Source organism: Litoreibacter roseus (assembly GCF_009811795.1).
Classification (GTDB): Bacteria; Pseudomonadota; Alphaproteobacteria; order Rhodobacterales; family Rhodobacteraceae; genus Litoreibacter; species Litoreibacter roseus.
Genome location: NZ_BLJE01000002.1, coordinates 227,309 through 239,738, shown reverse-complemented (window position 1 = coordinate 239,738; position 12,430 = coordinate 227,309). Strand labels below are relative to the sequence as shown.

General features: G+C 53.9%; 11 protein-coding genes. 3 read left to right on the top strand and 8 right to left on the bottom strand.

What is annotated here, in order from left to right:
• Positions 1-18: 18 nt before the first annotated feature.
• Positions 19-483 carry a PTS sugar transporter subunit IIA gene (locus KIN_RS08170; protein ID WP_159805872.1) on the top strand — a complete coding sequence of 155 codons (465 nt, stop codon included), beginning with the start codon at positions 19-21 and terminating at the stop codon, positions 481-483.
• Between the two features lie 3 nt (positions 484-486).
• On the opposite strand, the gene KIN_RS08165 is transcribed toward KIN_RS08170, so the two are convergent.
• The 8 genes from KIN_RS08165 to cysQ all read right to left on the bottom strand — a co-directional run bounded on the left by KIN_RS08165 (position 487) and on the right by cysQ (position 9,262).
• Positions 487-2,175 carry a DUF5927 domain-containing protein gene (locus KIN_RS08165; protein ID WP_159805870.1) on the bottom strand — a complete coding sequence of 563 codons (1,689 nt, stop codon included), beginning with the start codon at positions 2,173-2,175 and terminating at the stop codon, positions 487-489.
• A complete protein-coding gene (locus KIN_RS08160) occupies positions 2,172-3,182 on the bottom strand; it encodes a glycosyltransferase family 2 protein (protein WP_159805868.1) in 1,011 nt (336 codons plus the stop codon). The genes KIN_RS08165 and KIN_RS08160 overlap by 4 nt, the downstream gene beginning before the upstream one ends.
• Positions 3,183-3,209: 27 nt before the next feature.
• The gene (locus KIN_RS08155; protein ID WP_159805866.1) at positions 3,210-4,451 is read right to left on the bottom strand and encodes a glycosyltransferase family 4 protein; all 1,242 of its coding nucleotides are present in this window, start codon (positions 4,449-4,451) and stop codon (positions 3,210-3,212) included.
• The gene (gene galE / locus KIN_RS08150) at positions 4,411-5,394 is read right to left on the bottom strand and encodes a UDP-glucose 4-epimerase GalE (protein WP_159805864.1); all 984 of its coding nucleotides are present in this window, start codon (positions 5,392-5,394) and stop codon (positions 4,411-4,413) included. Before galE ends, KIN_RS08155 begins: the two co-directional genes overlap by 41 nt.
• An 18-nt stretch (positions 5,395-5,412) precedes the next feature.
• Complete coding sequence (gene galU / locus KIN_RS08145; RefSeq protein WP_159805862.1) at positions 5,413-6,306, bottom strand: UTP--glucose-1-phosphate uridylyltransferase GalU; 894 nt, start codon at positions 6,304-6,306, stop codon at positions 5,413-5,415.
• Positions 6,307-6,444: 138 nt separating this feature from the next.
• Complete coding sequence (locus KIN_RS08140; protein WP_159805860.1) at positions 6,445-7,659, bottom strand: glycosyltransferase family 2 protein; 1,215 nt, start codon at positions 7,657-7,659, stop codon at positions 6,445-6,447.
• Positions 7,656-8,456, bottom strand: a complete 801-nt coding sequence (locus KIN_RS08135) for a 3-deoxy-manno-octulosonate cytidylyltransferase (RefSeq protein WP_159805858.1) — start codon at positions 8,454-8,456, stop codon at positions 7,656-7,658. The genes KIN_RS08140 and KIN_RS08135 overlap by 4 nt, the downstream gene beginning before the upstream one ends.
• Positions 8,453-9,262 (bottom strand): 3'(2'),5'-bisphosphate nucleotidase CysQ, encoded by an 810-nt coding sequence (gene cysQ, locus KIN_RS08130; protein ID WP_373281649.1) that lies wholly within the window; start codon positions 9,260-9,262, stop codon positions 8,453-8,455. The genes KIN_RS08135 and cysQ overlap by 4 nt, the downstream gene beginning before the upstream one ends.
• 114 nt (positions 9,263-9,376) lie before the next feature.
• Here cysQ and KIN_RS08125 point away from each other — a divergent pair, with 114 nt between their 5' ends.
• The gene (locus tag KIN_RS08125) at positions 9,377-10,198 is read left to right on the top strand and encodes an ABC transporter permease (RefSeq protein WP_159807903.1); all 822 of its coding nucleotides are present in this window, start codon (positions 9,377-9,379) and stop codon (positions 10,196-10,198) included.
• 226 nt (positions 10,199-10,424) lie between these two features.
• Positions 10,425-12,350, top strand: coding sequence for a molecular chaperone DnaK (gene dnaK, locus KIN_RS08120; RefSeq protein WP_159805854.1), 1,926 nt, complete (start codon positions 10,425-10,427; stop codon positions 12,348-12,350).
• Positions 12,351-12,430: the final 80 nt, after the last annotated feature.

Sequence of the window (12,430 nt, the reverse complement as noted above, 5' to 3'; positions counted from 1 at the left end):
CGGACTAAAGAAACGGCAATGCAAATTTCGGAACTTCTCAAGCCCGAGGCGGTGAAAGTCGTATCGTCTCTGTCCAGTAAAAAGCGTCTCTTCCAAGAGATCGCCGAAATCGCTGAACAGGCCTATGGAATATCGCAGTCCCGCGCGTTTGAAGCGTTACAGGACCGCGAAAACCTCGGACCGACCGGTGTGGGTAAAGGCGTTGCGCTGCCCCATGCGCGGCTGGAAGAGATCGAAGATGTCATTGCCGTTTTTATCCGGGCAGAGACACCGTTGGATTTTGATGCCGCTGACAAACAGCCCGTGGATCTGTTCTTTGCGTTGCTTGCCCCAGCCGACTCTGGGATCAGCCACCTGAAGGCGCTCGCTTTGGTGTCCCGTACAATGCGTGATATCGAGACATGTGCAAAGCTGCGCGCCAACGGCGTGTCTTCAACACTCCATACGGTCCTGACAGAACACCCGACGTCGCAGGCAGCTTGATCTCTAGCTGCCGGACTTTTTCGGGGGCACCGCGACGATCACCTCACCATCGGCAACGCGAAAATCGCCCATGACATGTGGGCTCATACCCTCGTTTCGTAGCTTTTGAAGAAATGATCCAAAACCGATCAGATCAGCCATTTCCGGCAGCTTCAAATGCTCCGTTTGGATAAGGTGATCTGCAAACATGGCTTCGATGTTAGTGTTTGGGTCTTCGATGAACTCAGCGAGACTCCACACTTTAACGCGCGCCTTGGTGTAAGATCCATCACTAAGCAGTCTTAAAAAATTGTCCTCAGTCCGCTGCAGGTGCGCTGCCTGTTTGCGCATCTCGGGAAATGGCACGTCCGAACGGAACAGCGGTATAGCCCAGGCACCGGAGATAATACCGATATGTGCGTTCTGATCAGCGGCGAGAAACCAGCTGATATTCTGGTTGTCGGCGGGATCAAATTGAAAGCACTGCGAGAGACCCTTCGTGTTCCAGATCAGGTTCGTCAGGAAGGCCTGATGATTGTAATCCCGCAAACGAGAATCATCGCTGAGGCAGCCAGAAAATGTTTTCTCTCCGCCCGCAAAATGCGCGCGGTCCGATGCAAAAAGCCTGCCGTGAGCGCGCAGATCCGTCGCCCCGTCGAGCCAGTTTTCAAAATCCTCGAACAAATGGGAGAAGCCCTGTAACACCATATAAGGCGCGGCCGTAGCACCGTTGCTCCAGCCATAGGGTGGGAATCTCGACTGCATGTGAAGACCGGCGCGCCCCCGCATGCTGCGCTCAGTTGATCGTGAAAACAGACGTTCAATATCAAGCGGATTCGGCTCAGCCGTAGACACCGCGCTTTTCGCCGGATCCAAAAATCTGCGGTAGAGTTTCTCGGCGCGCGGCCAGATCTTTCGCGCGAAAAAACACTGAGAATCTTCCAGCAACGCTAGGTGATCGTCATAGAACACATGGGGCTTGCCTTGAATGTCAAACTTTGACTGCGTCAAAGAGCGGCTCTCTATTCGGGTCGCGTGTTGTCTGACTAAAGTTTGAAAATAGCTCTCATCCGGGATCCAGACCCGACGAAAAAACCTATCGATATCCTCCCTGTCCTGCGCATTAAAGATTGCAGTCAGCGTCTCACGTGTCAGGCACCACCATTGAGATCCGAGATGCGGTGAAATGTTTTTCGGCAACGTGCGCTGAACCCCAAACCTGCGCTGAAACTGGACGTAGCGGTCGAACAGTTTTCGGCTTTTGCGCCAAGAGAACGGAAAGCGAAGCGTAAAACGCTCATAATGCAGACCGCCCAGAGGCCAGTCCACCTCATCAGCGGTCACAGACTCGATGAAATCGGTGCCTGGATGCGCCTCAAGATAAGCCTGTAATTCTGCGATTGAACGCAAAGGTAGGCACGTTCCGCTGATCAGGAAAACGCGATCGACGTGCTCAAACTCATCCAGAAGAAGCTGCGCTGCCTTTTGCGTTGCCTCAACAATCGACCATGTTCCCCATTCGCACGTGACACGCTCAGAAAATCGCGCATCCGGATAATCCTGCATCTTGGATTTAAACCTTCGAAAATCCGCATCGCTCACACGTCTATCTATATGAACGACAACGGGCGCACCGCTTTCCGACAAGTGACGTGCGACTTGCCCAGCCCGGTCCAAGGAGGCATGAGCCAGCATGACAAAACCGACGGTCATATCCATGTTCCGCGTGAGATCAGGCCGAGTGTTTCAAGGTCCCGCCATCCGGTATATCGGCTCGAATATGGTGACCAGAAGCCGTCCGCGTCGACGGTCGACTCTTCATAAGCCTCGTACTCCCGGCCTTCACCGTAGTGCTGCCGACGCTGCAGTTCCTCCTCTCGCTTGCTCGCAAAATCATTAAGAAATTTCGCGTGAAGCAGACAGCCCGAGATACGCTCGCCGCCACCGGTCTCATAGGTATGGTTCAGTCTGCGCGGCAAAAGACTATGCGTCGAACTCACGTAGCAATAGCCGCGATCCCATTTGACCAAGGGTGTCTTGTTCAGTGCGGGGGCTGCGTACGTATCTTCCAAAAAGAAGGACCGCGCCCGTGGACCGCCCTGAATCCACAAGTTCCCAAACTTGTAATTGGGCTCGATCGTGTAGTTCCCGCTGTCGAACCACTCCGTTATCTCGAATGGGTTCTGGCCGGGCTGATAGTCAACGTCTGCAAGGGGACCCTTCGCATACATATCGAGCAGCATCGCGCTCAGTGATGGAATCGAAGATGCATCCAGCCAATCGGTTAAGGCACGCAGCGGCCTCGTATCACAGAACGGATAGATCAGGAATTCGTCGGCATCGACAACGATTGACCAGTGCCCATGCGCATATCGCATCTGTAGCCAATTGAGCCAATCGACCCCGAAGCGCGCGAGTTTGTAGCTTGCATCCGTTTGAAACAAAGTTACGTCAGGCTGACCCGACAAATATTCAACGGTGTCGTCTCTGGACCCGTTGTCGACGAAGAAAAAGTGGTCAACGCCGAGATTACGATAGTACGACAGGAAGTATGGCAGCCGCAGGCATTCATTTCTGATCGTGGAAAACAGAAGGATATCAGTCGACTGGATTTGACCGGTTCGATTGATTGCGACGCTCAACTCTCGACGTTTTCGAAACGCCCGTGCGCGCCATCTCTTACGCTCCAAACGCAAGCGGTAGTTTTTAAGTGTCCTCATGTTGCGACACCGCATAGCAGAAAACGATTATCTGAGTTTTTCAATCTCTGCGGTGATCGTCCGGAAATGATCGGACCAGATTGGCACGTCATTTAATCTGCCGTCGCTTTGAATATCGGAGCGTGTTTTTGATCGATCTACCAGTCGTTGTATGGCGGTTATCCACTGATAGCGATCCGTTGTGCTTGCGTAAACGGGGTAGTCACCAAGGAGTTCCTTGTGCACGTCAAGCTCCGGGCAAATCACTGGAATGCCAAGTGCCTTCGCCTCCAGCCCGGGCAGACCGAAACCTTCCGCGTGACTTGGAAAAAGAAGTCCCCCACTGCCGCTCAGAAGGGACCAAAGCTGAGCGTCGTCGATATCGCTATGGATAGAAAGCCAACCTTTCGTTTCCGCCACTTTCAATCGCCTGAAAAGTGCTTTATCCGCCCAACCGTCCCGTCCAACGATATGAAGATGTGGCGGCCACCGGTCAGGATCGCCCGCGAGTTCCTCCCATAGATCGAGAAGGAAATCGTAATTTTTGCGCGGTTCAATGGTCCCAATTGCAATGAAATACGGCGCTTTGGATATCGTCGCTTTACGTTCGAAGTGGGGGAAAGACACACCGAGATGCGCCACCGAGACCGGGGCGACAGATCCCCATGATCCGAAAACCTCTGCGACACGATCTGCTGTCGCTTTCGAGTTTGACAGGATCAGATCGCTGACCGCAGCAACACGCCTCATGTCCGCTTCAAACTTTGGCACGGTTCCGGATTTTTGAAACTGCGGATAGTCGAGTGGTATGAGGTCGTGAACCAGATGAACTTTAAGCCCTGAGAATGATAACAGGAACTTCCGCGACTGGATGAAATGGCCGACGTTTAGATAAATCGCATCGCCAAGGGCAATATCGCCGACCTGATCCTCCTTTATCTTGGCTACAGCAATTCGCCGCACATCTGCCTCGGCCCGCCGCCTCAAATCCGGCAACTTGAGACCAGCAAACGCGCGAAGGTCTTTCGTCCCCCACTCTACCCGGCCCATGAGCCGGTCCAGTATCTGGTGTACACCCTGCCGATCAAGAACCGCGACACTGTCGACAAGACGTACAACCGCGTGAAAAGGCGCATCACTGGACATGCCCCAATCGAGATATGCCATCTCGACCCGGTCGATCCCTGTCATTTGGGGCAGGTGAACACGGGAAATCAGCCGACTGATGTCGAGTAAGACCGGAAAGTGCCTATTTATCGTAATGTCCCGTCTGGTGCCAACGCCAGGCATCCCGGATCATATCCTTCATGGTTGAACGATCGGGGCTCCAACCAAGCTCTTGTCTTGCGCGGTCACTGCCCGAGACCAGCTTAGCGCAATCGCCTTCCCGACGAGAACCCTCAATGATGGGGACATCCTTATTGGTGACCAACCGGCTGGCATCGATAACTTCGCGAACCGAGTAACCGTTTTTCGTCCCCAGATTGAAAACGCGGGTTTCGCCGCCATCGACAAGCCATCGCAGACCTTTGATATGCGCATCGACCAGATCCATCACATGGACATAATCACGCACACAGGTGCCGTCCTCTGTTGGATAATCACTGCCATAGACCGTAAGCGCGTCGCGCTTCCCATCGATTGCATCAAGCATCAGCGGGATAAGGTGAGTCTCGGGTTGATGAAACTCGCCAACCTCGCCATCGGGATCAGCACCCGCAACGTTGAAGTACCGGAAAATCACGTGGCGCAGACCATGACTCTCACCAAAATTCTTCAGGATTTGCTCGACGGCCTGCTTGGAGGCCCCGTAGGCGTTCATCGGATGCTGATCGGTGTCTTCCGTCAGCGTGACGCCGTCCTGATCGCCGTATGTGGCGCATGTCGAGGAGAATACGAAATTCTTACAATCGTGACTGACCGCAGCCTCGATCAGGTTCAGAGATCCGCCGACATTGTTACGCCAATAAAGACCCGGATCTTCTGATGCCTCATTAACTTGGCTCAATGCCGCGAAGTGCAAAATACCGTCGAAATCGTACGTCGCGAACAAAGCATCGAGCCTCTCACGATCAAGCAAATCACCTTGTTCGAAAGGACCGAATTTCACAGCATCCGACCAGCCCGTCGACAAGTTATCAAAAGCAACGGGTTCATATCCGGCAGCGCGCAGAGCTTTGCATGCGTGGGAACCGATGTAACCGGCGCCCCCTGTCACGAGAATTTGAGTCATGTCAGCCGTGATGTCTGCTTACTGTGCTGCGCGCTTCGTCGCCGCAAGTTCATCAAGATAGGCGGAGAACTCGTCGTGAAGTTCTTCCCGCGCAAGACCGAACGCGACGGTCGCCTGCAGGTAACCCGCCTTTGATCCACAATCGTAGCGCTGGCCGCGGAACCGGTACCCATGCACTGAACGACCGTTCTCGATCTCTTTCGCAATGGCGTCAGTTAACTGGATTTCACCACCGGCCCCTTGCTTAATCTTGTTCAAGTTCTGCATGATTTGCGGGGTTAGGATATATCGACCGATCACAGCCAGATTGGACGGCGCGGTCTCTGCAGAAGGCTTCTCGACCATACCATTCATCGAAACGATGGATCCGTGATCCTCTTTCACATCAAGGATACCATAGGAGGACGTCTTTTCCTGGGGCACTTCCATCGCGGCAACCATGCAACCGCCCGTTTCAGCATGGGCTTCCGCCATCTGCTGAAGACACGGTTTTTCCGCCGCGATCACATCGTCGGGCAGGATGACGGCAAACGGCTCGTCCCCGATTAAGCGGCGCGCACACCAAACGGCATGTCCAAGACCAAGCGCCTTGTGCTGGCGGATATAGGCAATTGCCCCACTGTCCATATTGGTGCTTTTCAAAGCGGACAGCAGATCTTTCTTCTTCTTCTTTTTAAGAGAGGTCTCGAGCTCTGGCGCATGGTCGAAATAGTCTTCAAGCGCACCCTTGCCCCGAGACGTGACAAAAATGAACTCCTTGATCCCAGCCGCGCGGGCCTCGTCAATTGCATATTGAATCAGTGGCCTGTCGACCAATGTCATAATTTCTTTTGGAATAGACTTTGTTGCAGGCAGAAATCTGGTTCCGAGACCGGCAACAGGAAATACAGCTTTGGTCACGCGACGCTTCATCATAACCCTCGATTTTTTAAGTTCGGTTCTCAGTCTACGACAAACGATGCAACGGCAACATAAACTTAGAGTATATGCACTGTGCCCATCTCGCGAAGACCTGTTGACCTGAACCTCTGTGGTAGAACATTGGCTTTATTATGGCCTAGTTACAGAGAGAGCTACAGCCTCTCTTTGAACGCGTTCGGCAAGTGTCTGCCATTTAAATAGCGGATCTTTGCGATCAGATTTTCCGTAGATCCCGCCAGACTGAACCCAAAAGCCATCCTCATGAAAAAAACGCCTGTGAAACAGCGATGTAGGCGACATCGACATCACCGTCACGACAGTGTTCTGACGGGCCAGATCCCTGGCGCGTTGATAAAGATCTTGCCGGTTCCAAACATAGCCGGGAACCACTTTGAGGTTGTTGGGTTTTAGCTTTTCAGAGTAGCGCAGGAAGGGTGCTTGAGCAGGTTCGAGCCTATGCTCAATTCTGGTGCGGGACTGACCAATTTTGAACCCTTCCGCGAATCCCTCGGCCAACTGACGGGCGGATTTCGGTTCCAGATCGCCGCGTACGAGTCGCGGGTCGATCGAGTCGCGCCAGAGCTTTTTTGCAATCGCGTAGAACTCGTCTAAGGACCGGTCATACTTCTTGGACCACCAGCCAAAGCTTGCCCCGTGCTCAATCATTGAAGTCGGCACCTGAGCGGTACTTCGTGTTTCGTTTGGTCCGGAAATGTGCTGGACCTGCGCCAGCGGAACCAAGATCGTCGCGCCTTCAAGTTCAGCAAGCCTCATACTCAAGTCAGCGTCATCCAGACCATAGTGAAAGTTCGGATCGTAACCGCCAACCTTACTCAAGGCCGACGCGCGAAAAGCGCAGTTCATCCCGATGGCCATCAAGACCGGATCTGCACCGTGAACATAACGCTCCGGGGCCGCCGGATTTCGCGGCACCACATCGCCATTGGGTTGGATGTATTCGCCGGTCCACCTGTAGCTTATGCCGTTCCGACCACGCGCATATCCGGTTGTGCCGAGTACGGTCTGATCTTCAAAAGGCGCAATCAATCTGATGAGCCACGTCGGCTCCGCTATCGCGTCATCATCAATAAACGCCACGATGTCGGCGGCGGCACGCTCCAATCCAGTGTTCCGCGCCCTGCTGATATTCGGCTCATCAAATGGGATAAGTTTGACCCGTCCAGAAAAGGTGCTGTCTTTGATCGCGGCACATCCGCTGGGATCGGAGACGACGACGACCTCAAAATTGCGGTGATGCTGAAATTCGAGCGCTTTGAGGCATTTCAGAAGGTCGCGCGGTCGATGGCGGCTTGCGATAATCACGCTCGCGGCCGTCTCGGTCATGCGATGCCCATCTCCGCCATCATTTTCTCGAGGCGCGGGACGTCTTCAGGATTGTTCAGTTCCCAGAACTGGCGTCCCCTCGCTTCAACCTCGACGCACAAAATGCGGTTGCCGTTCTCAAGAAACCGCAACTGCTCCAACCCTTCCAGTCTTTCCAGTGGACCCACCGGCCAGTTGGGATAGGCGTCGAGCGCTGAGGGGCGGAAAGCATAGACACCCACATGGTGGAATACGGGCGTCTCGTCTGCATCCTCGTAATGCTTCGTGGTGAACGGAATGACTTCCTTTGAAAAATAGAGGCCGTGTTTGTTCGCATCAAAGACAGCCGTCGTCCCACCAACCCGACCTGCCTTGCGATCATCGAGAAACCCGTTGAGCGCGGCCCCGTCACATCGCAACACCGGCGTCGCGACATCAGCTTTGGGATCATCCCGAAGGCCAGCGACCAGATCTTCGATGAACCAAGCGGGCGTAAGCGGGGCGTCGCCCTGAAGATTGACGACGATATCTGCAGATTCCGTTAGATGCGCCATCGCCTCTGCGCAGCGCTCGGTCCCGTTCTGACAATCGGGCGACGTCATGATCACCCGCGCGCCGAACTCTATGCAGGCCCTTTCGATCCGCGGATCATCTGTGGCGACAGCCACCTCGGATATTCCAGACACAGACGTTGCCGCGCGCCATGATCGTTCGATCAAGCTAGCGCGTTCACCTGTTGCGCCCGTCAACTCGACCAGCGGTTTTCCGGGATAGCGGCTCGATGCAAACCGGGCCGGAATTATGATTGCAGCACTCACTCTGGATGCTTCAGGTCAACACCAGGGGCATAGGCAATGAAGAACGGATTTTCGAAGATCGGTTTCCCATATGTCAGTGGCTCATGCGTATCGAACCGGACCACCTGCCCACCAGCGCCAGCCAGAACAGCATGACCCGCTGCGGTGTCCCATTCCATTGTCCGACCAAGGCGAGGATAGATGTCCGCTTCGCCCGCCGCGACGAGACAGAACTTCAACGAAGACCCAGCGCTGGTCATGTCTTTAACCGCGTACTTACCGATGTAGTCATCCGTTGCCTGATCCCGGTGAGATTTCGAAGCCACGACAACCAGACTATCATTATCTGGCTGCGTGACCTTCATCGCGCGCGTCTGGCCAACGGTTTGCGTATCAAACGGACCGTCTTCTTCAACTGAGTTTCCCGCCGCATCTGTGTAGAACATCCGGTTTTTTGCTGGCGCATAAACAACGCCGCGAGTGGGCACACCGTTTTCAACGAGCGCAATGTTCACAGTAAACTCACCGCGCCGCTTGATGAACTCCTTGGTTCCATCCAGGGGATCAACGATCAGAAAAGTCGATACGTCCTGCGTGTGGCTGTCACTCTGCTCTTCAGTCACAAGCGCAACATCCGGAAAGGCCTTTCGAAGTCCGGCAGAGATGTGTTTGTCTGCGGCTTCGTCGGCAGCCGTCACAGGGCTACTGTCATCCTTGGATCTGACGTCGATCTCCCCGGCTTCGTAAATCTCCATAATCAATGCGCCAGCTTCCAGCGCGAGCGTCCTGAAAACCGTTGCCAAGTTGTTATAGTCCACTGGGGCCATCTCCGGGATTTGTTGATCGAAACAGTTGATCCCCTTATGGTGCGTCGCTAACGGAACGGCAAGTTCTCCGGTATTAGAGACGTCGTGGCGACCACCTCAAGGCATCCACTTCTTATGTTTGACGCACAGGACAGAAATTCGCATTTTCGATCCGCGCTCGGATTGCTTGAGCTGATCTATGTCAGCACTGTGCGAAGTATGAGAAAAGGCAACCGGAACGCCATACTGGGCCTTGCCTCCAATATGATGCAGACGGTCGTGTTTCTCGCGGCGTTCTACTTGATGTTTTATGTCCTCGGGATGCGTGGCAGCGCAATTCGGGGCGACTTTATTCTCTACCTGCTGTCAGGGATATTCCTGTTTCTCACACATACCAAGGCCGTGGGTGCGATTGTTGGGTCAGAAGGGCCCACCTCAGCAATGATGCAGCACGCGCCGATGAACACTGCAATCGCCATATCGGCAGCGGCTCTCTCAACACTCTATATGCAGACCCTGTCTGTCCTATTGATCTTATTCATCGTTCATGTTGCATGGCGCCCAATCGTTATCGACGACCCTATCGGCAGCGCGGGCATGTTCCTGCTTGCATGGTTCTCGGGTGTCGCCGTTGGGATGGTATTTCTGGCTTTGAAGCCTTGGTTTCCGGGTTTTGCAAGCCTGTGCGCCATGGTCTATAGCCGAGCCAATATGATCGCGTCTGGCAAGATGTTCCTTGCCAACACGATGCCCAGCTTCATGCTCGCCTTCTTCGACTGGAATCCGCTGTTCCATTGTATTGATCAAGCGCGCGGTTTTGCATTCATCAACTACAACCCGCATTTCAGTTCTATCTCTTATCCAGTTTACGTCTCGCTGGCATTGATCATGATCGGTCTTATGGGTGAATTTTACACCCGCAAACACGCATCTGTCAGTTGGGGCGCGGGCCGCTGATCCATCCGAATTTGAAACATCACCCTATAGCTTAAGACATAAGAGGCCAAAAATACTCTTTTTCATTGAATTTCCGCAGATCTCGCGCCTTGCAGCGCTGATTTGAGGGACCTATATACCACCAGAAATCCGATGGGGGTTCGCCCCCGGTCAATTGGGATCGGACAGCAGGGGCCTAAAAGGACCTGTTATCCACAACATCGCCTTAAAGAGAGGACCAGAGCATATGGCTAAAGTCATCGGTATCGACCTTGGAACCACCAACTCCTGTGTTGCGATCATGGACGGATCGCAACCCCGCGTTATCGAAAATGCGGAAGGTGCACGCACCACACCTTCGATCGTCGCCTTCACCGACAGCGAACGCCTCGTCGGCCAAGCCGCAAAACGGCAAGCTGTCACCAACCCCAGCAACACCATTTTTGCCGTGAAACGTTTGATCGGCCGTCGGTTTGACGACGCAGATCTTGCGAAAGACAAAAAGAACATGCCGTTCGACGTGATCGACGGCGGTAACGGCGATGCATGGGTTGAAGCGAGCGGCGAGAAATATTCACCGTCTCAGATTTCCGCGTTCATCCTGCAGAAGATGAAAGAAACCGCTGAAAGCTATCTGGGTGAAGACGTCACGCAAGCGGTTATCACAGTTCCAGCTTACTTCAACGACGCCCAACGTCAGGCGACGAAAGATGCCGGTAAGATCGCTGGCCTTGAAGTTTTGCGGATCATCAACGAGCCGACAGCCGCTGCGCTGGCCTATGGTCTCGACAAGAAAGAAACAAAAACCATCGCGGTCTATGATCTTGGTGGCGGTACGTTCGACATCACAATCCTTGAGATTGATGACGGCCTCTTTGAAGTGAAATCCACCAATGGTGATACGTTTCTTGGTGGTGAAGACTTTGACATGCGGATCGTCAACTATCTTGCCGACGAGTTCAAAAAAGAGAACGGCGTCGATCTGACCAAAGACAAAATGGCCTTACAGCGTCTGAAGGAAGCCGCCGAAAAGGCGAAGATCGAGCTTTCGTCTTCCCAGCAGACCGAGATCAACCAACCGTTCATCTCAATGGATCCAAACGGCGGCCAGCCGCTTCACATGGTGATGAAGCTGACACGCGCCAAACTGGAAACACTGGTCAACGATCTGATCAAGAACTCAATCAAACCTTGTAAAGAAGCGCTGAAAGACGCGGGCCTCAGCACCAGCGATATTGACGAGGTTGTCCTCGTCGGTGGTATGACGCGGATGCCCAAAGTCGTTGAGGAGGTCTCGAAGTTCTTCGGGAAAGAGCCAAACAAAGGCGTGAACCCGGACGAAGTTGTCGCGATGGGTGCTGCCGTTCAGGCCGGCGTTCTGCAGGGTGATGTTAAAGACGTTGTTCTTCTGGATGTAACGCCATTGTCGCTGGGTATCGAGACGCTGGGTGGTGTGTTCACACGTTTGATTGACCGGAACACAACAATCCCGACGAAGAAATCGCAGATCTTCTCGACTGCCGAGGACAATCAGAACGCCGTAACCATCCGGGTGTTCCAAGGTGAGCGTGAAATGGCGTCCGATAACAAGATGCTCGGTCAGTTCAATCTGGAAGAAATTCCACCCGCACCGCGCGGTCTTCCGCAAATTGAGGTGACGTTTGACATCGATGCCAATGGTATCGTTTCGGTCGGTGCAAAAGACAAAGGCACCGGCAAAGAACAGGCGATCACCATTCAAGCTTCCGGTGGTCTGTCTGATGATGAGATCGATCAAATGGTGAAGGACGCCGAGGCAAATGCCGAGGCCGACGCAGAACGTCGCGAGCTGGTCGAAGCGAAGAACCAAGCCGAAAGCTTGATACACGGGACCAAGAAATCCCTCGAAGATCACGGCGACAAAGTCGATGGGTCTACAGTCGAAGCCATTGAGCTGGCCATGAAAGCGCTGGAAGAAACGCTGGAGACGGAAGACGCCGGCAAGATCAAAGGCGGGGTCCAGAACCTGACAGACGCAGCCATGAAACTTGGCGAGGCGATCTACAAGTCTCAGCAGGATGAAGCCGCATCGGCAGAGCCTTCGGAAGATGGCGAGGAAGACAATCCACGCAGCGTAGACGAGGATATCGTTGACGCCGACTTCGAAGATCTGGACGACGACAAACGCGCTTAAATGAGGCGCACCACCTGAGTAAGCGAGGCCGGCCGGAGACAAACGGCCGGCCTCCGCAGTTCAGGGAAAGGCTTATCTGA

Bases quoted from the DNA above. Each gene is read 5' to 3' on its own strand.
- KIN_RS08170 (WP_159805872.1), top strand. From the start codon at position 19: ATGCAAATTTCGGAACTTCTCAAGCCCGAGGCGGTGAAAGTCGTATCG.
- KIN_RS08165 (WP_159805870.1), bottom strand. From the start codon at position 2,175: ATGACCGTCGGTTTTGTCATGCTGGCTCATGCCTCCTTGGACCGGGCT.
- KIN_RS08160 (WP_159805868.1), bottom strand. From the start codon at position 3,182: ATGAGGACACTTAAAAACTACCGCTTGCGTTTGGAGCGTAAGAGATGG.
- KIN_RS08155 (WP_159805866.1), bottom strand. From the start codon at position 4,451: ATGCCTGGCGTTGGCACCAGACGGGACATTACGATAAATAGGCACTTT.
- galE (WP_159805864.1), bottom strand. From the start codon at position 5,394: ATGACTCAAATTCTCGTGACAGGGGGCGCCGGTTACATCGGTTCCCAC.
- galU (WP_159805862.1), bottom strand. From the start codon at position 6,306: ATGAAGCGTCGCGTGACCAAAGCTGTATTTCCTGTTGCCGGTCTCGGA.
- KIN_RS08140 (WP_159805860.1), bottom strand. From the start codon at position 7,659: ATGACCGAGACGGCCGCGAGCGTGATTATCGCAAGCCGCCATCGACCG.
- cysQ (WP_373281649.1), bottom strand. From the start codon at position 9,262: ATGGCCCCAGTGGACTATAACAACTTGGCAACGGTTTTCAGGACGCTC.
- KIN_RS08125 (WP_159807903.1), top strand. From the start codon at position 9,377: ATGTTTGACGCACAGGACAGAAATTCGCATTTTCGATCCGCGCTCGGA.
- dnaK (WP_159805854.1), top strand. From the start codon at position 10,425: ATGGCTAAAGTCATCGGTATCGACCTTGGAACCACCAACTCCTGTGTT.